Origin of the sequence: Paenibacillus sp. MY03, from assembly GCF_002165585.1 — a bacterium.
Classification (GTDB): domain Bacteria; phylum Bacillota; class Bacilli; order Paenibacillales; family Paenibacillaceae; genus Pristimantibacillus; species Pristimantibacillus agaridevorans.
Genome location: NZ_MXQD01000006.1, coordinates 1 through 23901, shown reverse-complemented (window position 1 = coordinate 23901; position 23901 = coordinate 1). Strand labels below are relative to the sequence as shown.

Below are 23901 nucleotides of genomic sequence, written 5' to 3'. Positions count from 1 at the left end.
ATAGCGGTTCTACAGCAGGAGGTGCGGCAATCATGACCAGGAAACTCAAAATCGGCATTACCTGTTATCCCACATTGGGCGGCTCAGGCGTCGTAGCGACGGAACTCGGCAAGCTGCTCGCGGAACGGGGGCATGAAATTCATTTTATTACGCACAGCATTCCGTTCCGATTGGGGAAATTTCATAAAAATATATTTTTCCACGAAGTGGAAGTAAACGACTATTACGTGTTCAAATATCCTCCGTACGATCTGTCGCTGGCTAGCAAGATGGCTCAAGTAGTCAAGATGCAGAAACTCGATGTCTTGCATGTCCATTATGCGATTCCGCATGCCGTCTGTGCCTATCTGGCCAAGCAAATGAGCTGCGATGGCTTAAAAACGGTAACGACGCTGCATGGAACGGACATTACGGTGCTCGCGCAGGACGAATCGCTTAAGGATCTAATCCGGCTCGCCATTCACCAAAGCGATGCCGTGACGGCGGTATCGGATGATCTCATCCAGGAAACCCGCAAACTTCTCGATATAACGACGCCGATCGATCTGACGTACAACTTCGTTGACAAACGGGTTTATTATCCTCGCGAAGTGGAAAGCCTGCGGCGTGATTTCGCGGCGCCGGACGAAAAGATTTTAATGCATATATCCAATTTCCGCCCGGTTAAGCGGGTTAGTGACGTCGTGGATATTTTCGCGCGTGTCTCCAAAAAAGTGAAATCGCGGCTGCTGCTTGTAGGCGAAGGACCGGAGCAAACCAAGATTCAGTGCATGATTCGTAATCTGGGACTTGAGGATCGGGTGCAGTTTCTAGGGAAACAAGAGGACGTCGCGCAGGTCATCTCGCTTGCCGACGTGCTGCTTCTGCCATCGGAAAAAGAAAGCTTCGGTCTTGTGGCGCTTGAAGCGATGGCTTGCGGCGTTCCGACAGTCGGTTCTAATGCGGGCGGGATTCCGGAGCTAGTCACGCACGGCGAGACTGGTTTCCTGTCCAATATTGGCGATGTGGAAGAGATGGCTCGAAATGCGGAGGCTATTTTAACTGATCCGGTGTTGGCTGCCAGGTTCCGTGAGGCATGTTTGCATAGAGCTCGATTCGAGTTCTGCAACGATAAAGTGACCACGCAATACGAACAAATTTATTATCGGGTGCTGGGCATCGAGGCGAACTTGCCCGAACCTGTCTGCGAATGAATACAATTGAGCTTACGCCTGCCATGAATGCGGGTTTGCCGATCATAAGGCAGCTGGAGCGAGCGGGTTATCAGGCTGTGTTCGTGGGTGGAGCGGTTCGGGACGCCATCCTGGGCATACCCGTTAAGGACATCGATATCGCGACCGCGGCGAAGCCGGAAGAAGTGATGGAGCTGTTCCCGCGCTGCATACCGACAGGGCTTGCTCATGGTACGGTGACGGTCATGCTGGAAGGTACGCCATACGAGGTAACGACCTACCGGAAGGAAGAGCAATACGAGAATTACCGTAAGCCAAGCGCCGTCACCTATGTGACCGATCTGGATGAGGACTTGCTAAGACGGGATTTCACAATAAACGCCATGGCTTTAAGCGATTTAGGAGTTATCCACGATCCTTATGGCGGATTGCGCGATTTGCGCCATGGCGTATTGCGCTGTGTAGGCTATGCAGACGATCGATTAATGGAGGATGCGCTTCGGATGGTGCGGGCAATCCGATTTATCGGCGTCTATGGCTTTCATCCATCAGCGTCCGTCTGGCGGGCGCTGCAACGTCATCGTGAGCTGCTTCGGCATGTCGCGATGGAGCGCATTCTAGCCGAGCTGGACAAAATGATGGCAAGCCGCCTTCCGGCAAGATGTTTGACTTGGCTGCTTGCGAGCGGGCTGTTGTCGAGAACCAAGCTGCCGTTGGGCAATGTGGACAAGCTCAGCGATCCAGCGCTTCGGCAAGTCGACCTGAGCTTCCTGGACGGCATTAACGACCTAGATGTCCGTTGGGCGTCGGTTCTCCTTGCGGGGTCTTGGACGCTGCAGGAAGCCGAAGCTGCATTGGAGTCGCTTCATATGTCCAACAAAAAATCAAAGCGGATCCTGCCCATTATTCGAATTCACGAATCCATGCGCGCAGGACTGAAAGAACTAGCCGACCGTTTTTTGCTGGAGAAGATGATGGAGAGATTCGCCGGATTATTCCTGCATCACGGCGCGACTGCGGCTGCTGACTGGCTTATTATCCAAGCGAGCATACCTCCGAACTCCGCTCTGTCGATCTTATCTCCTTCGTCGCTAAGGGCTCTGAATAAACTATTGCAGGATGCTCCGGTGCGGTCCGTCAAGGATCTAGACTTAAATGGAGCGGAGCTTGCCAAAGCGCTTGGCAAGAAGCCGGGTCCTTGGCTTAAGGAAAGCCTGGACCATCTCATGCTTCAGACCGCTCTTGGACGTTTGGATAACGTCAAACCCCGGTTGTTAGCTGCTGTCATCGCCAGAGAAGAGGATTAGGGGGTTAGAAGATGAGTATGGATAGACTCTCGCAATTGTTCCGCGATCATCCCGGACAGTACTTATCGGGCGAGAGGCTCAGCGAGGAGCTTAACGTCAGCCGCACGGCGATCTGGAAAACCATCAAGAAGCTGGAAGGAGCGGGCTACGAATTCGAGGCTTCGACCAGGCTGGGCTACAAGCTTATTTTCCAGCCGGATCGACTGGATGCCGATACGATCGTCAAAACATTGGATACGAGATCGTTCGGAAAAAATCTCCTTGTAGAAGGCGAAGTGACGTCCACGCAGGACTTAGCTCGAAACGCGGCGGAGCAAGGGGAAGCCGAAGGTTATCTCGTCATTGCGGAGCAGCAAAAAAACGGCAGGGGACGAATGGGTCGCGGTTGGGTTTCGCCTTATGGCAAAGGAATCTGGATGAGCATGGTGTTAAGGCCACCAGTACCGATCCACTGCGCACCGCAGCTTACGCTTTTAACGGCAGTTGCGTTGTGCCGAAGTCTTAGACGAGTGACGGAGCTAAATGTCGGCATTAAATGGCCCAATGATCTCCTCATCGATGGCCGCAAAATAAGCGGCATATTGCTGGAGTCGGCTGCCGAAGACGAACGTCTAAAACACATCGTCGCAGGTATCGGCATCAGCGTGAATCTTGCTGCTAACGATTATCCCGAGGAAGTGCTTGAGAAGGCCGTGTCTCTTCGCATTGCTGCCGGCCAACCGTTCGACAGAACGGAATTGATCGCGGCTTTTTTGAAGGAGTGGGAAGAGCTGTATGAGCTGTTCCTGAAGCAAGGCTTTCGGCCGATCGCCGAATTATGGGAGTCGCTGGCAGTCTCGCTTGGCCAAAAAGTGTTGTTGACAACGCCGCAAGGAGAGGTATCGGGAGTGCCGGAATCGCTACACGATAGCGGAGCCATTAGAGTTCGCCGCGAGGACGGAACTCTCGTTACTTTATTTTCGGCGGAGATGGGCGAGCCTTTAACAAAGTGATAATCATTCAACAGAAAATCGAGCGCCTCTTGCATGCAAATTGACGGAGGCGCCGTTTACGGAGCGCATTTTTTTTGATACACTGTAGTCAAGCGGGCGGCATTCGTTTTTTGGAGCTGCACCGTTAGGATGGTCGGCATTTTTCCAATAATTTGCTAGTGACAATGATTGGGATGCGCATTCTGCTCTGAGCCGCCAAGGACCGAGACAGAAGGAAGCACGACAAGCATGTATTTCCTTTTTGATTCGGCAACCTTTAGCACAGCGGCTAAAAGGTTTTTTTGTGTTTAGAATAGGTAACAACAAGGTTAAGCGTGAGCACGAACAAAAAGCGAAGAAGAGAGGGAGTGAGCTGATGAGGAAACGACTGACAATATCCGGTCTTCAGAAGATGAAGCAGGAGCGCAATGCGATTTCCATGGTGACAGCTTATGACTATCCGTCGGCCAAGCTGGCGGAGGAAGCGGGGATCGACACTATATTGGTAGGTGACTCGCTAGGGAATGTAGTACTTGGATATGAAACGACCATTCCGGTCACAATTGAAGATATCGTGTATCATACGAGAGCTGTCGCGCGAGCGGCAACCCATACGTTTATTATAGCCGATATGCCCTTCATGACTTACGGAGCGAGCCGGGAGGCTACTTTGACCCATGCTGCGCGCATCATGCAGCAGGGCGGCGCTCAAGCCGTCAAGCTGGAGGGCGGTTCGGAAATTACGGGCGATGTAGAAGCATTGGTAAAGGCCGGGATTCCCGTAATGGGCCATATCGGGCTGACACCTCAATCCGTTCATCAGCTTAGCGGATACAAGGTGCAAGGCAAGCTGGATAAGGATGCGGAACGGCTTATGAAGGATGCTTTGGCGCTGGAGAAAGCAGGCGCTTTCGCCATTGTACTTGAGCTTTTGACGGAGCCACTGGCCGCGGCGATTACCAAAGCCTTATCGATTCCGACGATCGGAATCGGCGCTGGACGGTCTTGCGACGGGCAAGTACTGGTATACCATGATTTGCTGCAATACGCTTCTCCGTATTTCGAGAAAAAATTCGTGAAAACCTACGCGGATCTCGGCACTACGGTGAGACAGGCGATCGAAGCTTTCTCGCAGGATGTAAAGAGCGGCGCATTCCCGGCGGAGGAGCACACCTTCCAGCCGCAGGCTGAAGCAAAGACATCGGAAACGCTGTACGGCGGAACTGCCGGATCTTCGGAACAACCACCCGCAGATGTCAGGAAAGGGGTTCAATACTCATGATTGTATGCCGAACCATCCAGGAACTGAAATCTGCACTGGGTGAACGGGCATCGGACGGCAAGTCGCTCGGATTCGTGCCTACGATGGGTTACCTCCACGAGGGGCATGCCAGCCTGCTCAGAAAGGCGAGAGAAGAGAACGACGTGGCCGCGCTAAGTATTTTCGTCAATCCGCTTCAATTCGGCCCCAAGGAAGACCTGGATCGTTACCCTCGGGATGAAGAACGAGATCTTGCTATTGCGGCGGAGTGCGGAGTCGATGTCGTCTTTCTGCCGACTGTGCAAGAGATGTACCCCGGGCGTCCCTTAACGAAGGTGATTGTGGACGAGGTAACGGACAGGATGTGCGGCGCTTCCCGGCCTGGCCACTTTGACGGCGTAGGAACGGTTGTCAGCAAGCTGTTCCATCTCCTTAAGCCTTCGCGCGCCTACTTCGGGATGAAGGATGCTCAGCAAGTCGCCGTTATAGAACAGATGGTGCACGACCTGAATTTCGATATCGAGATTGTACGATGCGAGACTGTGCGCGAGCCCGATGGTCTTGCGTTAAGCTCCCGCAATGTATACTTATCGGCAGAGCATCGCAGTCAAGCCGTAAGGCTGTCCCAAGCGTTAAACCTCGCAAAGGAGTGGCTGGAGGAGCCTGGCATGACGGCAAGCGGGCTCAAGCGGCGCGTGGAATCGCATATTCGCGAGGCGGATCAGGCGATTATCGATTATGTGGAGCTGCTAGCCTATCCCGGGCTATCGTTGATTGACGAAGAGGCGCGGTTATCTTCCTATAACGGTACCGTTATACTGGCACTTGCTGTGAAATTCGGGACTACGCGATTAATCGACAATCGTTTATTTGAAACATCCAAGATTGGCGGAGGTGAATGATTATGTTCAGAACGATGATGAAATCCAAGCTTCACAGGGCGACGGTGACGGAAGCGAATCTGAATTATGTAGGCAGTATTACGATTGACGAGGATCTTATGGAAGCAGCGGATTTGCTGGAGAACGAGAAAGTACAGATTGTAAACAATAACAATGGAGCCAGATTCGAAACCTACGTAATTACGGGGCCGAGAGGTTCGGGCGTTATCTGCTTAAACGGAGCGGCAGCAAGGCAGGTTCAGCCGGGCGACAAGGTTATCATAATTTCTTATGCGTCCATGTCCACGGAAGAGGCGCGCGTCCATAAGCCGATCGTGACGATTCTAAATGATGAGAACAAGCCGGTCAAGGTGCTCACCGAGGAGCTTCACGCAACGATCCTGTAACGAACTGGACTTTGGAAGTGGTTCGTTTATGTAACGTCTGGGATGCCGTATGAAAAACCTCGTCGGAACAAAGAATGACCGTATCACTCCTTAATCCAAAGCGAAGGCGGGATGCGGTATGATACAGCATATGTTCTCTTCGATGAACGAATGGCTTGACGGGATTAAAGAGCGTTACAACTCGGCTACGGAACAGGAGCGCGATCAGTACCTGGAGCAGATTCGGCAGCTCAAAAAAACAAGCGATGCCTTTATCGAGGAATGGCTTCAATTCGAGGAAAAATTCACCGATTTTCAAGACGAGTGCGGTCCGTTCGACTTAAGCGCCCCGGTTGGAGGAGCGCCGCTGCCAACACTTCCCGTGCTACCAGCGGGTAAGGATAAGGATCCAGCAGACAAAAAACCGAATTCGGAATATACAGCTGCTGGCGCAAATTATCCAATCACAATCAGCGAGAAACAGCCATGCGCCTATGGCGATCTGGAAATTCCCGAAGCTGCGGAGCCCTTCATGAGCAAAGGACAAGGCTATTATAAATTATTTATGTTTGCCGAAGCAGCTTCTTTATTCCAGACCGTCATTGCCATGGCGCCCGAATGCAATCTGGCAAGACTTCATCTGGCTATGAGCCAGATGCATCTGCAGAATTGGAACGAAGCGCAGCGTCACTTCCAACTGCTTGTTGTGATGTCGGACTTTCCGAAGTGGGTCGCTTTAGGATATAATGCCCTTGGGTGTATTCACGCGGTTCGGATGAACATGGCATATGCGGAGAGGCTGTTCCGCAAAGCTTACGAAGTTTATCCGAGCTTTACGGATCCATTAAATAACTTGCGATCCTGCCAGGAATCGCCTGGGCAATTATCGTTATATTTCGGAAGCACGGAGTTGTGCTGTTTGTGAGAGGGACGAAGATGGATGAAATACGCAGTGCTGGATTTGGAGACGACGGGTCATAGTGCAGAGGACGACATTATTCAAGTCGGCATCGTCATTGTATCGGAAGAGATGGCGATCGTCGATACGTTCAGCTCGTTTGTGAAACCTTCGGTACCTATTCCCCCGTTCATTACGCAATTAACCGGCATCGAGGAAGAGACCGTTGCGGACGCGCCTGAGCTGCACGACGTGCTGCTAAAGCTTATTCCTCTCTTGGATGATGCCGTTCTTGTCGCCCATAATGTAGGATTCGATGCCGGTTTCTTAAACGGCGCGCTGGAGAAATGCGGATATTTGCCTTTCACCGGCCGCAGGCTGGACACGATCGAACTCTTGCGAGTCTTATATCCGACGATTACATCTTATCAATTAGGCGTTGTAGCGGCAGCGTTCGGCATTACGCATGATCATCATCATCGCGCGGATAGCGACGCGCTTGCGACTGCCCATATTTTTATCGAGGCTGTGGGCAAGCTTCGCACCTTGCCGCTGCTTACTTTGCAGCGGCTCGTTGCGTTGATCGACGAATCCAGGGACCTGCATTGGTTCCTTAACGTCAATCTTAATCTCATGGAGCGAACCGTCGTGTTCGAGTCCAATGAAGTGGATTATTACCGGCAATTTGCTCTTAAGGCGCGAGAATGGAATGAAGAACAGCCTGCCAGGACTAATGGAGCGGGTTCGGCAATACCGAAGGACATGAACTTCGAGGCTTATCTCGATGCCGTTCGTGCCAAGTTTCAAGAACGTTTTCCGGATTACGAAGAGCGCGAGCCGCAAAAGCTGATGTTTCATCACGTATACGAAGCGCTCGCAGCCGATCAGCACCTCTTGATTGAGGCAGGAACGGGCACGGGAAAGTCGCTGGGGTATTTGATCCCGGCCCTGTATTACGGCGTGCAGAGCGACAGCAAGATCGTCGTCAGCACGCATACGATCAATCTTCAGGAGCAACTGAGAAGCAGGGATTTGCCGCTGCTGTCCGATGTGCTTCCGTTTCCCGTAAAAGCCTCCATTTTTAAGGGGAGAGGGAACTACTTATGTTTGCGCAAATTCGAGGGCAAGGTCAACGCCCGGGATTTGGTTTCTCCTGTAGAGGATGCGATTACGGCATCCCAGATGGTCGTCTGGTTAGGAGAAACGGAGACAGGGGATCAGGAGGAGTTGAACCTCGGCAGCCGAGGCTCTGACTTTTGGTCTACGGTATCCAGCGATGCGGACTCATGTCTTAATCGTGCTTGTCCATGGTTTAAGCGCTGTTATTACCATCGTGCCAAACATGAAGCGAACGTTGCCGACGTCTGTATTACGAATCATTCCTTGTTATTTACCGATGTGCAGGCCGATCATCGCCTGCTGCCCGCTTATTCTCATCTTATTATTGACGAGGCTCATCACGTGGAGGAAGTGGCAGGCAAACATCTGGGGATGAACGTGAATTATTTCTCACTCGTACATATTGCGACCCGGTTGTTTAAGGACAATCGAACGGGGTTATTGCCTTTACTGCGTTCCAAGCTGCAGAATGAAGGCGATGACCATGTACAAGCATGGACGGAGACGATTGATGAAATCATCCCGATCTTTCAGGAGATCAGGGAGCATTGGGACAAATTATTCGAGATGCTGTACGCAATGATGGGCGAAGGAGCTGAAGGCGCCACTGATAATGGCGCGGTTTCATCATCGGTCCTTAGACTCCATCATTCCGAGCTTCCTGCAAGCTGGGATGAAGCGAGCGGCGTCGAGAATAATATTTATGTCGAGCTAGCGCGGGTTATCAAGACGATGGAAAAAATGATCAACGACATCAAGGAGCGGGTCGATGATCTCTCCGTTCAGGGAACGATTACCGATCTTAACGGTTCCATCCGGGATTTGACGCGTTTAAAAGACGAGCTTCGTATCTTTATGAAACTGGAGCAGTCCGGTTTTGTTTTCTGGATGGAAGCCAGCGCGGTATACCGCTATCGATCGCTGCATATGTACGCGGCACCCGTCGATGTTAGCGAACAGCTTCAAAAGTACTTTTTTGACGCCAAAGACAGCATCATTATGACCTCCGCGACATTAACGGTGCAGAAAACCTTCCAGTACGCGGAGGAACAGCTCGGCCTCCTCGGCTATGAGACGCAGGGCAAGCTCAAAACCGTGCAGTTGCCGTCTCCTTTCCGTTACAGGGAACAGGCGCTGGTGATGGTCCCTCGCGACTTCCCGGTGGTTAAGGGCGCATATGTAAACGACTCGTATCTGGATAAGCTGGCGGCTTCGCTCGTCGATGCCGCTCTAGAAACAAAAGGACGAATGCTGGTGCTCTTTACTTCTTATAAGATGCTGAAGCAAGTTCACGAGCTTATGAAAATAGGTCTGGCCGCGGCAGGCATCGGCGTGCTGGGACAAGGGATCGACAGCAGCAATCGGACCAAGCTGACGAGACGTTTCCTTCAACAGCCGGAATCCGTGCTTTTGGGAACGAGCAGCTTCTGGGAAGGCGTCGATATTCCAGGCGAAGCGCTTACCTGTCTTGCCATCGTGAGACTTCCGTTCCAGCCTCCTAATCATCCGCTCCAAGAAGCAAAGGCGGAGCAACTGCAGCGACAAAAGCAGAATCCGTTTATGAAGCTGTCCATCCCGCAGGCCGTCATCCGATTCAAGCAAGGATTCGGCCGACTTGTCCGCACCTCGCAGGACAAAGGCATTGTCATCATCTACGATACGCGCGTTATCGATGCTTATTACGGCAAACATTTTCTCTATTCGCTGCCAGGTCCCAAGATCGAAACGATGTTTACGGATCAGATGGTGCCTCGAATTAGAGAATGGCTGGGAAAAGACAGCACTGCGGCGAGCGAACCAGAAGCTACGAAGGAGGCAACAACTTGAAGCAGACCAAAATATCCGAAGCGGTCGTGCGCCGACTCCCTATCTATTTGCAGGTGCTTAACGAGCTGGACAGCCGCGAGATCCAGACGGTATCCTCGCAGGAGCTTGGGGTTAAGCTTGATCTTAACCCTGCTCAGATTCGTAAGGATCTCGCGTATTTCGGCGAATTCGGACGCAAAGGCATTGGCTACGACGTTGTCTATTTGATCGAAATCATTCGTCAAATACTCAAGGTGAACCAGACGATCAAGGTCGCGCTGGTTGGTGCCGGCAATCTGGGTCATGCCTTATGCAATTACAACAAATATTCCAAGGACAACATGAAAATAACGGCTGTGTTCGACGACCATCCTGCCAAGATCGGAACGAATATCAACAATCTGGTCGTTCAACCCATGAGCGAGCTGGTCGCAACGATTGCGGAGCAAAAAATTCGGATCGGCATCATCACTGTCCCTGCGTTCGAAGCTCAAAACGTCGTAAATCAATTCGTCTCGGCGGGGATAGAAGGCATTTTGAATTTCGCTCCAGCGATTTTGCGCGTACCGGATGAAGTGCGCATTCACAATGCCGATTTCACAAGGGAACTGCTTAGCCTCGCGTATTATTTGAACCATGAAGGAGAAGATTCGGATGAAACAGCTATGGATTAGAAATGGCCTGTTCGTGACGATGGACGACTCGACCCCGGTCATTAAAGGTCATATGGTCATCTCGAACGATACCATTACATATATCGGCGAGCAGGAGCCCGAGCCGCAAAGCTTGTCTGAAAGCGTAGAAAAGCTGGATGGCAAAGGACTGGCTTTCCTGCCCGGACTTATTAATACGCATGGTCATGCGGCGATGTCGCTCCTTCGCGGATATTCGGACGATCAAAATCTGCAGGTATGGCTGGAGCAGAAAATGTGGCCGATGGAGGGCCGTTATGTTGCGGCGGATACGAGAGCCGGCACAGCCCTGGCCATCGTCGAGATGCTTCGTACGGGAACAACGACCTTCCTCGATATGTATGATCGAATGGATGAAGTCGCGAAGGTGACGGAACAATCCGGCATCCGCGGCGTTTTGATGCGCGGCGTTATCGGCCTTTGCTCGGAAGAGGAGCAAAAAGCGAAGCTTGAGGAAGCGATTGCATTCGCTCTGGAGTGGAACGGCAGGGCAGACGGCCGAATTACGACCATGCTGTCGCCGCATGCGCCATATACTTGCCCTCCCGCATATATCGAAAAATTTGTACAGGCCGCCCATGATCATTCTTTGGCGCTTCATACGCATATGTCCGAGTCTCGTGCAGAGGTGGAGCAGAACGTTAGGGATTACGGCGTTCGGCCTGTTGAGCATCTTCATCGGCTGGGTTTCTTTTCGCGCCCTGCGTTGGTCGCGCACGCCGTTCATCTGAACGACGAGGAGATTGCAATGCTAGCAGAGAACGGCGTCTCCGTAGCGCATAATCCAGTGAGCAATCTGAAGCTGGCCAGCGGCATCGCCAGGCTTCCGGAATTGCTTCGTGCCGGCGTCAAGGTCGGTCTCGGAACGGATAGCGCGGCCAGCAACAATAATCTTGACCTGTTCCAGGAAATTACAATGGCAGCCCTGTTGCACAAAGGCGTATCCGGAGATCCCACTGCCATACCTGCTACGGAGGCGCTTAAGCTTGGGACATCGCTCGGAGCGGCTTCCATCTGGAAGGAGAAGGAGATCGGCATGCTCAAGGCGGGGATGAAGGCTGATATGGCTGCCGTCAACATCGACCAGCCTCAGTACTTCCCGCTCACTGACATCGTCTCGCATCTTGTCTATGCGGGATCGGGCAAGGATGTTCGCCATGTGTGGGTCGGGGGCAAACAAGTCGTGAAGGATGGACAATGCACTTTGCTGGACGAAGAAAAAATTCGCAAGGAAGCGCAAGCCGCATTCGAGCGGCTGCTTAACGGCTAATGCGCGCTACGGAAAGAAAACGACGTCCGTTTATGACACCGGCCAAGTGGATCTGGATGGTTAGCGCCGCCCTGTTGACTTTCTTGATCTGGTTAGGGCTTTATTACCGCGATATACAGCTGCCGCACTGGTCGGCAGAAGCCGAAGCGAAGCAGCGAATCGTCGCAACGGGTGAAATATCGAATGTAGAACGGCTGAACAAACATATCTGGGACGAGACCGTATGGGTCGGCTTCGGCGCAGGGGAACAGGATGATTATCATTACGTGTTCCTGCGCAGCGACGAAACGACGCTTACCGTCGACGCTTCCGACGTGCTCGGCGAGGATGAGCTCAAAGCTCAGTTCCGTTCAAGCAAACCTGGGACGAATATCGTTCGGGTACAAGCCGGATTATTCCGGGGAGCTCCGGCATGGGAGATCTATTATTCCGCAGCTTCCGATGGAGGCGTTCAATACTTCTATGATTTTTATACCTTCGACAAAGATGGTAAGCTGATCGATTCCTATCGGCTGCCTTCCTCTTAAAGAGGTTGTTCAAAAAATCCGCTTGCCTTCAATCTTCTCGGTACTGAAAACCGAATTTTTTGAACTTCAACTTTATGCCATATCATACAATTAGGCGGGACCTTCCATGGTCCCGTTTCCTGTTTTTACACCCCGAAATTAGCTGTAAAATGTGATATACTATCGTATAGACGAGTTGATAGATAATTAATATATATAAATACTATAAATTGGAGGGGTTAGGAGATGAGAAAACCGCGCGTATTGCCGCTAGCGATTACCGTTGTTGTCACTGCCGTACTGTTGTTCGGAGGTTTCGCCTTGTACAAGCAGATGGTCGTCGCCGCGCCTCTTGCCGATAAACTGGAAGAGATGAACGGAGTAGCGGAAGCATCAAAGCCTGAGATTGGACAAAAAGAATTAAAGGTGAAGCTGAAATTGTCTGCAGATGCCAGCCTTCGGGAAACTTACGGCAACGCGGTGAAACAAACGGCTGGCTTCGCCGGGGGCAAGAAGGTAATGGTACAAGTGGAGAACGATCCAAATGAACAGCTTGAACAGCTCTGGTACGGCGCGATGTTCGAAATCGCGGAAGCGATGGAGACGAAGGCCTATTCCACGATTCCTGCAGCTATGGAGAAAGCCGTCGCTGGCGTGGATGGCGTAACAACGGTGACGGAGATGGATGAGAACAATGTATATATTACGATCCGATCAGAGCAAGAAGGTACGGCCAAATACGTGGTGTTGCCGCGAACGCCTAATACGATGGAGGTGTGGTAATGCGCAAATACGGAATGGAGATCGGGATCGGAGTCGTCATCGTCGGCCTTGTATTCTTGCAGATGCAAGGCTATAACGTGCTTCCATTCGTCTTGATGGCTGCAATTGCCGGCGTACTCTTGTTTATGGCGCGAGGCAAAGGCAAGCTCGCTGCATTATCTGGCGGCGAAGGACGGAAGGAAGTGAAGTCGACTTCATTTACCTTCGAACAGATTGGCGGACAAAACCGCGCAAAGCAGGAGCTGATAGAGGCGCTTGACTTTTTGGTCAAACGGGATCAGATCGAGAAGCTGGGTATTCGTCCGCTTAAGGGCATACTGCTGGCAGGACCTCCGGGTACAGGCAAAACCTTGCTTGCGAAAGCGGCTGCGCAATATACGGATTCCGTCTACATGGCGGCATCGGGCAGCGAATTCGTTGAGATGTATGTCGGCGTCGGAGCGGGGCGCATTCGCGATTTGTTTAAAGAAGCACGAGCCAAAGCCAAAAAAGCAGGCAAATCCAGCGCTGTTATCTTTATCGACGAAATTGAGGTTATTGGCGGGAAGCGGGACGGCGGACAACACCGTGAATACGATCAGACGCTGAATCAGCTGCTGACAGAGATGGATGGCATTCATGGCAACGAATCGCCGCGCATTCTCATCATCGCCGCTACGAACCGCAAGGAGATGCTGGACAGCGCGCTGGTTCGCCCTGGGCGCTTCGACAGGCATATCGGCGTCGATCTGCCCGATAAAAAGGGCAGACTTCAAATTCTTCGCATTCATGCGTCCAATAAACCGATTGATGAGAGTGTCGATTTGACAGGCATTGCAGAGCAGACCTTTAGCTTCTCCGGGGCACAGCTGGAATCTGTCATGAATGAGGCGGCCATCTATGCCTTGCGCGACAATGCGGATTCCATCACCTCCGGTCATCTTCATATGGCAATCGACAAGGTGATGCTGGGAGAGAAAAGCGACAAGGAAACATCCCTGGAGGAGCGAAAGCGGGTTGCGCTGCATGAACTGGGACACGCCATAATGGCGGAGCTTGTTCGTCCCGGGAGCGTATCTCAGGTAGCTTTGTCGCCTCGCGGCGGCGCTCTGGGTTATGTGCGTCATCAGCCCTTGCAGGATCAGTATTTGTATACGACGAAGTTTCTGCACGAACAAATCATGATTGCGCTTGGCGGAGCTGCCGCCGAGGAGATTTTTTATGGCGAACGCAGCACGGGCTCGAGGGGCGACTTCGACCAGGCGGTTGGCATTGTAAAGACGCTGGTGGAATCAGGCTTGACGGATGCGGGCATAATCGATGCATCCATGATGACGCCGGACAAGTGGTCGGCCGTGACGAATGGGATTTTGGATGATCTCATGGGTCGAACGAAGGAGCTGCTGAATTCGCGTCAAGAGGTGTTTGGGCAGGCTTTGCAGACGCTTCTGGATGAGGAAAATGTGGATGGAGAACGGTTTAGAGACTTACTTCACAATTCCGCCGTTGCTTAACCGTATTTATTACAAATTCAAGGCGAACCTATGGTTCGCCTTCTCTTTTGCCCAAAAAACGTTATAATAAAGAGGAACTATCAACCTAGAAGGAGCAAATGCATCGCATGATAAAGAAAGTTGGCGTTATAGGGATCGGAACGATGGGACAAGGCATAGCTGAGATGTTGGCTTCCAAGGGTCTTGATGTCTTCATCTTGGAGCAATCGGAGGAACGTCTGAGGTACGGGCTTCAAATGATCGAGATTAGTCTGGACAAACAGATCGAAAAGTGGGCGCTTACCAACTCGGAGAAGAAACTTATTCTGTCACGAATTAACTCCGTCTCTTATTACGAAGAACTGGCATCATGCGAGTTGGTTATCGAGACGATAACGGAGGAGCTTGAAGCGAAGAAGGAAGTATTCCGCAAGCTGGATGCAATATGCAGCGAAAGCACGATATTGGCCAGCAACACATCCACGCTCAGTTTGACCGAGTTGGCAAGCGTAACGGCTTCGCCAGATCGTGTGATCGGAATTCATTTTATATATCCCGTACTTAAGGTTGATCTTGTCGAGATCGTGCGAGGTCTTAAGACGTCGGAGGAGACGTTTGCGCGGACCAAACACTTTGTGGACGAGATCATCATGAAAAAAAGTGTCATGGTATTCGAATCTCCGGGATTCGTGACGACTCGTCTCATTTGCCTCTTTATCAACGAAGCTCTGCACGTTCTCGAGGAAGGCGTCGCTTCGGCGGAGGATATCGACAACGCGATGCGGATCGGGTATTCTTTTTCGCATGGTCCATTCGAGATGGCGGACCGCTTCGGTTTGGATTCCGTGCTTGCCGCTCTGGAGCGAATGTTCCGGGAATACGGCGAGCTTAAGTATCGTCCGTCAATCGTGCTCAAAAAGATGGTACGCGGCGGACATCTCGGCGTGAAATCTGGCGTCGGATTTTTCCAATACGATAAGGATGGAGACCGAATTTCATGAAAGTATTAGTCATTAATGCTGGCAGCTCCTCGTTGAAATACCAGCTCTACAATATGATGGACGAGTCCGTGCTCGCAAGCGGACGAGTGGAGAGAATCGGGATGGATTCCTCTATTGTAACCCATGAATCCGCAAACAAGCCCGAGGTTCGCGACGTTAGAGAAATTCTGGATCACGTAACTGCGGTAAAGCGCGTTATAGACATTCTGGTTCATCCTGATTTCGGCGTCATAACCTCTATGTCGGAGATTGACGCGGTTGGTCATCGAGTCGTACATGGCGGCGAAGCGTTTAAACATTCCGTAATCGTAACGCAAGAAGTCAAGGCGGAGATTAAGCGCCTTTTCGATCTCGCTCCGTTACACAATCCTGCTCATATGATGGGGATTAACGCCGTAGAGACGAATATGCCTAATGTTCCGCAGGTTGTCGTGTTTGACACGGCGTTCCATCAGACTATGCCGGAGACTTCGTACCTGTACCCGATTCCAAAGGTGTTGTACCGCCGTCACAAAATTCGTCGATACGGCTTCCACGGCACGTCTCATGCCTATGTGAGCGGTGAGGCCGCACGTTTCTTGGGCAAGCCGATCGAGTCGCTCAAGATGGTAAGCTGCCATATAGGCAACGGAGCAAGCTGTGCCGCTATCGTAGGCGGGAAGACGCTGGATACGAGCATGGGCATGACTCCGCTGGAAGGACTAATGATGGGAACGCGAAGCGGCGATATCGATCCCGCCATCGTGCCGTTCGTCATCAACAAAGAAGAGCTCACGCTGAGCGAGGTCAATTCCATGCTGAACAAGCACAGCGGCATGCAGGCGATATCCGGCCTAAGCAGCGACATGCGCGAGATCGACGAAGCCATGAACGCAGGAGATGCAAATGCGAAGCTGGCCTTCGATATGTTCGTCTACCGTCTGCGCAAGTATATCGGAGCTTATGCTGCCGCAATGAACGGGATCGATGTGCTGCTGTTTACAGCCGGTATAGGAGAGAACTCGGCATCGGTTCGCCGAGCGGTATGCGAAGGCATAACGTTCCTCGGATTAGAACTGGATGATGCGCTCAACACCGAACGGAAGAAGACGGTTCGCGAAATTTCGAAGCCGGATTCCCGCGTCAAGGTGCTTGTGGTTCCGACGAACGAAGAATTGTTGATTGCCCGTGATACATACAAGCTGACTAATGTATAGAGGCAACTTAACGATTGATCCTTAAGGGGCGGCTCGGTCCTTTTTGTATAGAGGAAGAAAGGGGGAAGTCCGCAATGAGCGATGAACTATGGAAAGCATATGCCCATGGATGGTCGGCCGCCATGTCGGAGGGAGGCACTTTCGTGCCGCATGTGCTTCTACGTACAGCAAGCAGTCTGGGGCTAAGCGATACGGATGTGATGATCATGCTGCAGCTTATGTCATACTCGGCGGCAGAGGGAACGGAATTTCCTACGATGGAGCAGCTTGCGGAACGGCTGGGGAGTTCGCCCCGCGTGGTCGGCGAACGAATCAGCCGCCTCGTAAAGGACGGCTATCTGTCCATAGACGATTACGTTGACAGCAGTACGGGGATGCAGGCGGAACGCTACAATTGGAGCGGCTGGATGATGAGAGCCGCAGAACGCGCCGCGGAAGATCGCCGATCCGCGAAGAGGTCTTCGCCATCCGAGCGGAATCAGGCGATTCCAATTACAAGCAAGAGAAAGCCGGCATCCGATTTGTTTTCGGTATTCGAGCAAGAATTTGGACGTTTGCTGTCCCCTTACGAATGCGAGTCGATCGGCGCTTGGCTGGACGAAGACCGTTATACCGAAGAGATTATATTATTCGCGCTCAAGGAAGCGGTGTTCGCGGGCAAGCTAAGTCTGAAGTACATTGACCGGATTTTGCTGGAATGGGCCCGCAATCGGGTAACGAATGTAGACGAAGCGCGCGCGCATTCGGAGAAGTTTTACGGCGGGCGGAGCTGAAACTTTAAGCGATAGATATAAGAGGAAGATATAAGAGATAGCTATAAGAGATAGCTATAAGAGATAGCTATAAGGGATAGAGATAAGGGATCAATCGCTGCAAAAGCAATTGATTTTAGCATTTACGACACAAAAAAAATCGGTCTGTTCGACCGATTTTTTTTGCTGTTCAGGAATATATGCAACTCCAAGACTTGTGAACAAAGGGTTGAAAAATCGATTTGTGATTTTGATCTGCAGCAAATATTAGCGAGCTTTGTTAGCAGCTGCAAAAAATGAATTGGCGTTACGATGAATGACACTGCCGTCACTCATGCGAATCGTATCCGGGCTATAACCGGAAATCGTAGCGATGGGACGAATCTGCATGTCATTCTGAAAGATATTGACCAATGTTTTTTCCTTTATGGCTAGCTCGAATTCTTTGTCTGTAACAATCGGTTGTTCAGGTTTGATTTGTTTTACTTGACTCATAGGAAAGCTCCTTGTCCGTTGAAGTATTTAAGTTTATATCCTATTATACTGGGCGTATTAGGTAAATATCAAATGCGGTCTACATTCAATTGCTGCGTGCCGAAGTTGCAAAGAATGAGCGGCACTCATTCTGAAATATTCCTCTCGATAGCAGCTCCGATCTCTCCAGCCCGTTCTGCCGAACGTTTGGCGCCGGCAATAATGCTGTCTTGAAGTCCGCGTTCCGTCATCAGCTCGATGGCCGCTTGCGTCGTACCGTTTGGAGAGGTGACCTTGCGTCTCAGCTCGGCGGGATCCTCGCCCGTCGTACGGACCATCTCTGCTGCGCCCAGCACGGTCTGAACGACTAAATCGCGGGCTACGTTATCATCAAGGCCCAGCTCAGTCGCCGCTTTCATCATCGCCTCCATAAAGAAGTAGACATACGCGGGGCCGCTGCCCGAGATGCCCGTCACGGATTCCTGGAGCGGTTCGTCCACGACGGCATTAATGCCGATGGATTGAAAGATCGCTTCCGCGATGGCGCGCTGCTCGGAGGTGACGGCTTCCGAATAACTGATGCCCGTCGCGCCAAGTCCGATCGTGCTGGACGTATTCGGCATCGAACGAACGATGGGCAGCTTGGCTCCTAACAGAATCTCGATCGACCCGATGGACAGCCCCGCAATGACGGACACAATGAGCTGTCCGGAGGAAATGAGAGGTCGAATGGAGGCGATCGCTTCGGCAGCATCCTTCGGCTTCATCGCCAGGAAAATAATATCGGCGTTACGTAAAAAATGTTCGTTGTTTTCGCCTTGCAGTACGGTCCGAACGCCATATTTGCTGCTGAGCTCTGTCAGACGTTCCGCATTGCTGCGATTTAACATGGAGATTCGATCGGCAGCAATCAATTCCTGACCGATGAGTCCGCGCGCGATGGCTTCGGCCATGGAGCCGGCGCCGTAGAAGCATATATTCAAGGCAGCGATGCCTGTATGAGTGACTAAAGTCATCGTATCCTTCCTCCTGTATCCGTAGTTTTACGATCAGCGGCAATGCGGAAAAGTTAACCTCGCACTTGTCCGTTGCCGATAATTCTGAATTTCGTCGACGTGAGAGCGGGAAGGCCCATGGGGCCGCGGGCATGCAGCTTCTGTGTGCTGATGCCGATCTCCGCGCCGAAGCCGAATTCGAAGCCGTCCGTAAAGCGGGTGGAGGCGTTATGGTAGACGGCGGCAGCATCAACCTCGTGTAGGAATCGTTCGGCGTTGTCAGCGTTCTCCGTTACGATGCACTCCGAATGTTTTGTGCCATAGCGGCGGATATGTCTCAGTGCTTCATCCAAGCCATCAACGATCCGAACATTCAAAATATAGTCGTTGTATTCCGTAGCGTAATCCTCCTCCGTCGCAGCCCTTGTGCCAGGAAGGAGAGCTAACGTACGCTCGCAGCCGCGGAACTCGACGTTTGCTTCGGCCATACGAGCTATCAATGCCTGAAGCTGCTCGCTGGAGTAAGAGACATCGACAAGCAACGTCTCGATGGAATTGCAGACGGAAGGGCGCTGCACCTTGCCGTTAAAGGCAATCTCCGCTGCCATGCCGAGATTGGCGGAAGCATCGACAAACACATGACAAATCCCGGCGCCGGTCTCGATGACGGGAACTGTCGCATTCTCGACTACGTTGCGAATCAGGGATGCTCCGCCCCTTGGGATAACAACATCCAGCAATCCGTTCAGCTTTAGCATTTCATTAACTGATGCACGGTCGGAATCCTCGATCAGTTGAACGGCATCTTGCGGCAAGGCAGTTCCGCTTAGGGCGTCCCGCATGATCTCGACAATTTTGCGATTCGATTCCAGCGCGGCGGAACCGCCGCGCAAGACGACGCAATTGCCGGTTTTGAGGCATAGTCCCGCGGCATCTACGGTTACGTTAGGACGTGCTTCGTAGATCATTCCGATGACGCCAAGCGGCACGCGAATCTGCATAATATCAAGTCCGTTTGGACGTTGAATCGATTGCAGCTCTTCTCCGACAGGGTCTGGAAGCTCCACGATTTGACGAAGTCCTTCGGCGATGCCTGCGATCCGTTCCGAATTTAACGCCAGCCGATCCAGCAGGGAGGTAGATGTGCCGTTCTCCCGTCCGTTCTTCAGATCTACGGCATTTGCCTCCAGAATTTCCTCCTGACGCGTCAGGAGCGCATTTGCAATGGCGAGCAGAGCATCGTTTTTCTGAGCGGTAGACAGTCTGCCCGCGGCAACCGCAGCCTCTTGTGCAAGCGTTGCTTTTTTTCTAACTTCACTTATCATTCCTGTCATCCTCCTTTGCCATCCTCTTATTTCAACGATATCCATTCATCGCGATGGATGACTTCAATCCTTGTTACCTCGACTCTTCGCGCTACTTCCTCGCTGCCGAGTCCGGCAGCCGCTTGCAATTGCCATGCGGCATAATTCACGACGCCGCGGCCCAGCGTTCCGCCATGACGATCCACAACTTCGACGACGTCGCCGGGATGGAAGTCGCCTGTACTGTTCACAACGCCAGCCGGCAGCAGGCTCTTGCCGCCAGCCAAAAGCGCATGGGCGGCACCGTCATCGACGGCGATCCGTCCCTGTGGCAGCGAATGGAAGCCAAGCCACTGCTTCTTCATGGACAGGCTGTGCAGCTTCGTATCAAAATACGTACCGCTTCCGACGCCGTTTACGGCCGCAGCGAGATCGCCCTCGTTCGTCACTTTGCCGATGAAGGCTCCCACACCGCCGCGCATCGCCACGCGCGCCGCTTCAATCTTGGAGCGCATGCCTCCGGTACCAACGGAAGAACCGGCGCCGCCTGCAAGCTTTAAAATATCATCGGAGATTTGCTCCACGCGTCCAATTTTGACCGCCTCCGGATTAATGCGTGGATCTTCGGTGTACAAACCATCCATATCGGTAATAATGACGAGCTTGGAAGCCTTCGTCAACGCCGCAACCAGGGCGGACAGATTATCGTTATCGCCGAACTTAAGGACAAGCTCATCAGTGGCAACCGTGTCGTTTTCGTTAATGATAGGAATGATCCGCTGCTTCAACAGCTCTTCGATCGTCATCAGCGCGTTCTGGATCCGTCTGCGATTGGAAAAATCCGCTCTTGTCAGCAGAATTTGCGCAGCTACAATGCCGTACTTGCTGAGCTCCTCCTGATAGGCCTGCATGAGCAGCGCTTGACCGACAGCCGCGGCCGCTTGCTTTTCGTGAACGAGCTTTGGTCGAGAAACGTAGCCGATTCGGCGGAATCCTGCGGCTACAGCGCCGGAGGTAACCAGCATAACCGCATGACCCTCGGCGTGTTGAAAGGCTAGCTCCCGCGCGAAGTAGCCGATTCTTTCCTTATTAAGCCCGCCTTCCTCGGAGGTAAGGGAGCTGCTTCCGATTTTTACTACAATTCTATCCGGCATTTAGGTCACTTCCTGTTCGTTATCTCCATAGATATCTCGTGGTTACATTTAAATGCGAGTTCAAAAAGTTCGGTTTTCAGCACCGAGAAGATTGAATGAAAGTAGAAACTGAGGAGCGGAGCGTAGTGGAGCTACGTGAGCACCGGAAGTTTCGCTTGCATTCAATATTCGATGTCGAGTAAGCTTCGTGATCAAAAGCGGACTTTTTGAACAACCATTGTACGCAAAAAGACTTCCGTCCTGTAAAAAGGACGAAAGTCACAAGCTTCCGCGGTACCACCTTCATTGACGGCGGCTTGCTAGGCAAGCGCAGCCATCCATCTTTGGTGCCTCGTAACAGAAGGCGCTGTCCGGTTTGTCGCCGGCCGTTCGGAGGTAGGTTCTGCAAGTAGCCCTCGGTAAATTCTTACAGCCTAAGGAATTTACTCTCTGGTCGCGGCCTGGCCTGCGTACTGGTCCCGTCATCACGTTGCATGTTCAATTAGATTAAGAATAGCATGATAGACGGAACCTGTAAAGCAAGGCAATCGCAGCGTTTGAAGCCTTTCATGCCCCAAACAGTCCCAGTTTCCCTATGCGAGCAACGGCTTCCCGGAGCCGCTCCTCCGATGTTAGCAGGCCGAGTCGAACATAACCTTCGCCGTGACTGCCGAAGCCAACGCCAGGGGCAACGACAACATCCGCCTCGTACAACAGTTTATCGGCGAATTGCTCGGATGTGTATCCTTCCGGCACCGGCAGCCAGCAGAAGAAGGAGCCGCCGGGCTTATCGGCTTTCCAGCCGATGGCATCCAGCGATTCGAATAACACATCACGACGGCGCTCATAGGTTGCGGACAAATCCGCCACACATTGCTGTGGACCCGTCAGCGCCAATGCGGCGGCTTCTTGAATGCCGCCGAACAGACTGCAATAATAATGATCCTGGATCAGATTGATAAGGGAAATGATGTCGGCATTGCCAAGCGCGAATCCGACCCGCCAGCCAGCCATGTTATACGACTTGGATAAGGTATAAAACTCGATGCCGATTTCCTTTGCGCCTGGCGCCTGCAGAAAGCTGACCTGATTCCGTCCATCAAAGCCGATGGCTCCGTAGGCGAAGTCGCTAGCCGCAACAATTCCGTTGCGTTTGGCGAATTGGACGGCCTCCGCATAAAAAGCTTCGTTTGCAGTTGCACCCGTCGGATTATTGGGATAATTCATGAACATCAGCTTTGCTTTGGCGGCAGTCTCGTCGCTTATCGCGGAGAAATCGGGCAAGAAGCCGTTTTCCTTCGTAAGAGGCATAAATGCCATCTCGGCTCCGGCCAACGCAACGCCGGACCAATAATCGGGATAACCGGGATCGGGTACAAGGCAGACGTCGCCTGGATTCAGCAGACATTGGCTGATTTCCACCAAACCCGTTTTGCCGCCGAATAAAATGGCAACCTCCGTCGCAGGATCCAGCTCGACGCCGTAATCTTCCATGTAACGTTCGGCGACGGCTTCTTTAAGGAAGGAGTAACCGCTGAATGGAGGGTACTTATGATAGAGAGGATTGCTTGCGGAATCCTGCAATTTTTTTACAATATGGGGAGGCGTCGGCTGGTCCGGATTGCCTTGTCCCAGGTTGATTACGTCTCTGCCCTCCGCGATCTGGGCATTTGCCTTGCCCACCAACTTGGCGAAAAATTGCGTCGGCAGCGCCGACATCCGATCTGCGGGTTCAATCTTCATTCCGTTCGGACTGTTCTTCATCTCTCTCAACTCACTCTCCACATGGCATGCTGCGGTCCTAGCGCGTTAAACGCTTGAACATTAGCAATAATGTAGCATGAATAAGAGGAGATTAGAAGACGCCATCCCGCCGAAAATTCGGAAGGGTGACGTCGATTTCAGACGTGGTGCTCAATCCGCAAGAACAGGGATTCCAACCTTGCGGATGAACGGTTTTATGTCTTCTTTGAACAGTAGGAGGTAAGGCTTGCGTTCGCCGTCGAACACCAGCAGGAGCGGCGGATTGTTTCCGCAATAAAACAAAAATACATCGTTTGTGGTTATGGATATGGCGTCCGCCTTTACAACGGCGGGCTTTGCCAAAGGAATACGGTAGACGAAGGTGCAGCTGTTGTCCGCCGTCATCTGAGGCGCTAGGCCAGTAACGGACTTCAACCATTTTTTGGACATCTTCTGAAAGGACTTGTCGTTTGGAACGGATCGTACGACTTTGCCTTGAGCAACATCGAATGCCTGCACGGGCTTCAGTCCCGTTTCGCCTGCTTCGTCAGGGGCGGCCGCTTTCCGCGGTTCAGGCTGGACAGACTGGGGCGCCGCCAAAGCGGAAGGACTTGCAAGTGCCGCCAAAATAAGCAAGGCAGCCATGATCACCGTGATTCGATTAAACAAAATTGTCATCTTTTCCTAATCTCCTTTATGAGGTTGTTCAAAAAGTCCGCTTCTCATTACGATGTGATCCTGGAAGCTTACTCGACGTCGAATATTGAATTCAGCCGAAT

At 52.1% G+C, this 23901-nt stretch carries 22 protein-coding genes; 16 read left to right on the top strand and 6 right to left on the bottom strand.

Annotated features, from left to right (window positions below):
• Positions 1–32: 32 nt before the first annotated feature.
• The 16 genes from bshA (at position 33) to B1748_RS05855 (ending at position 17494) form a co-directional block, all read left to right on the top strand.
• Complete coding sequence (bshA, locus tag B1748_RS05930; protein WP_087566969.1) at positions 33–1193, top strand: N-acetyl-alpha-D-glucosaminyl L-malate synthase BshA; 1161 nt, start codon at positions 33–35, stop codon at positions 1191–1193.
• The gene (locus B1748_RS05925; RefSeq protein ID WP_087566968.1) at positions 1190–2479 is read left to right on the top strand and encodes a CCA tRNA nucleotidyltransferase; all 1290 of its coding nucleotides are present in this window, start codon (positions 1190–1192) and stop codon (positions 2477–2479) included. The genes bshA and B1748_RS05925 overlap by 4 nt, the downstream gene beginning before the upstream one ends.
• A gap of 11 nt (positions 2480–2490) precedes the next feature.
• Positions 2491–3471, top strand: a complete 981-nt coding sequence (locus tag B1748_RS05920) for a biotin--[acetyl-CoA-carboxylase] ligase (RefSeq protein WP_087566967.1) — start codon at positions 2491–2493, stop codon at positions 3469–3471.
• A 355-nt stretch (positions 3472–3826) separates the two neighbouring features.
• The gene (gene panB, locus B1748_RS05915; protein ID WP_087566966.1) at positions 3827–4732 is read left to right on the top strand and encodes a 3-methyl-2-oxobutanoate hydroxymethyltransferase; all 906 of its coding nucleotides are present in this window, start codon (positions 3827–3829) and stop codon (positions 4730–4732) included.
• Positions 4729–5613 carry a pantoate--beta-alanine ligase gene (gene panC, locus B1748_RS05910; protein WP_087566965.1) on the top strand — a complete coding sequence of 295 codons (885 nt, stop codon included), beginning with the start codon at positions 4729–4731 and terminating at the stop codon, positions 5611–5613. The genes panB and panC overlap by 4 nt, the downstream gene beginning before the upstream one ends.
• A gap of 2 nt (positions 5614–5615) precedes the next feature.
• Entirely contained in the window at positions 5616–5999 is a 384-nt protein-coding gene (gene panD, locus B1748_RS05905) for an aspartate 1-decarboxylase (RefSeq protein ID WP_087566964.1), read from the top strand.
• 118 nt (positions 6000–6117) lie between these two features.
• Positions 6118–6903 carry a tetratricopeptide repeat protein gene (locus B1748_RS05900; protein WP_087566963.1) on the top strand — a complete coding sequence of 262 codons (786 nt, stop codon included), beginning with the start codon at positions 6118–6120 and terminating at the stop codon, positions 6901–6903.
• Between the two features lie 15 nt (positions 6904–6918).
• On the top strand, positions 6919–9822 hold the full coding sequence (gene dinG / locus B1748_RS05895) for an ATP-dependent DNA helicase DinG (RefSeq protein WP_087566962.1): 2904 nt from the start codon (positions 6919–6921) through the stop codon (positions 9820–9822).
• Positions 9819–10475, top strand: coding sequence for a redox-sensing transcriptional repressor Rex (locus B1748_RS05890; RefSeq protein ID WP_087566961.1), 657 nt, complete (start codon positions 9819–9821; stop codon positions 10473–10475). Before dinG ends, B1748_RS05890 begins: the two co-directional genes overlap by 4 nt.
• The gene (locus tag B1748_RS05885; protein ID WP_373271261.1) at positions 10450–11763 is read left to right on the top strand and encodes an amidohydrolase; all 1314 of its coding nucleotides are present in this window, start codon (positions 10450–10452) and stop codon (positions 11761–11763) included. The genes B1748_RS05890 and B1748_RS05885 overlap by 26 nt, the downstream gene beginning before the upstream one ends.
• Positions 11764–11795: 32 nt before the next feature.
• Positions 11796–12290, top strand: coding sequence for a hypothetical protein (locus B1748_RS05880; protein ID WP_143810255.1), 495 nt, complete (start codon positions 11796–11798; stop codon positions 12288–12290).
• 225 nt (positions 12291–12515) lie between these two features.
• Positions 12516–13052: a hypothetical protein gene (locus B1748_RS05875; RefSeq protein ID WP_087566958.1), complete on the top strand. Its 537-nt coding sequence runs from the start codon at positions 12516–12518 to the stop codon at positions 13050–13052.
• Positions 13052–14545 (top strand): AAA family ATPase, encoded by a 1494-nt coding sequence (locus tag B1748_RS05870; protein ID WP_087566957.1) that lies wholly within the window; start codon positions 13052–13054, stop codon positions 14543–14545. Before B1748_RS05875 ends, B1748_RS05870 begins: the two co-directional genes overlap by 1 nt.
• A 107-nt stretch (positions 14546–14652) precedes the next feature.
• Complete coding sequence (locus B1748_RS05865; protein WP_087567289.1) at positions 14653–15525, top strand: 3-hydroxyacyl-CoA dehydrogenase family protein; 873 nt, start codon at positions 14653–14655, stop codon at positions 15523–15525.
• Positions 15522–16721, top strand: coding sequence for an acetate kinase (locus tag B1748_RS05860; protein WP_087566956.1), 1200 nt, complete (start codon positions 15522–15524; stop codon positions 16719–16721). The genes B1748_RS05865 and B1748_RS05860 overlap by 4 nt, the downstream gene beginning before the upstream one ends.
• A 74-nt stretch (positions 16722–16795) precedes the next feature.
• The gene (locus B1748_RS05855) at positions 16796–17494 is read left to right on the top strand and encodes a DnaD domain protein (protein WP_087566955.1); all 699 of its coding nucleotides are present in this window, start codon (positions 16796–16798) and stop codon (positions 17492–17494) included.
• 246 nt (positions 17495–17740) lie between these two features.
• On the opposite strand, the gene B1748_RS05850 is transcribed toward B1748_RS05855, so the two are convergent.
• The 6 genes from B1748_RS05850 to B1748_RS05825 form a co-directional block, all read right to left on the bottom strand.
• Entirely contained in the window at positions 17741–17968 is a 228-nt protein-coding gene (locus B1748_RS05850; RefSeq protein WP_087566954.1) for a hypothetical protein, read from the bottom strand.
• A gap of 125 nt (positions 17969–18093) precedes the next feature.
• Positions 18094–18963, bottom strand: a complete 870-nt coding sequence (gene proC, locus B1748_RS05845) for a pyrroline-5-carboxylate reductase (protein ID WP_087566953.1) — start codon at positions 18961–18963, stop codon at positions 18094–18096.
• Between the two features lie 53 nt (positions 18964–19016).
• Positions 19017–20267, bottom strand: coding sequence for a glutamate-5-semialdehyde dehydrogenase (locus B1748_RS05840; RefSeq protein WP_256975547.1), 1251 nt, complete (start codon positions 20265–20267; stop codon positions 19017–19019).
• 26 nt (positions 20268–20293) lie between these two features.
• A complete protein-coding gene (gene proB / locus B1748_RS05835) occupies positions 20294–21400 on the bottom strand; it encodes a glutamate 5-kinase (RefSeq protein WP_087566952.1) in 1107 nt (368 codons plus the stop codon).
• Between the two features lie 546 nt (positions 21401–21946).
• Positions 21947–23143: a pyridoxal phosphate-dependent aminotransferase gene (locus B1748_RS05830; RefSeq protein ID WP_087566951.1), complete on the bottom strand. Its 1197-nt coding sequence runs from the start codon at positions 23141–23143 to the stop codon at positions 21947–21949.
• Between the two features lie 150 nt (positions 23144–23293).
• Complete coding sequence (locus B1748_RS05825; RefSeq protein WP_087566950.1) at positions 23294–23800, bottom strand: hypothetical protein; 507 nt, start codon at positions 23798–23800, stop codon at positions 23294–23296.
• Positions 23801–23901 lie beyond the last annotated feature (101 nt).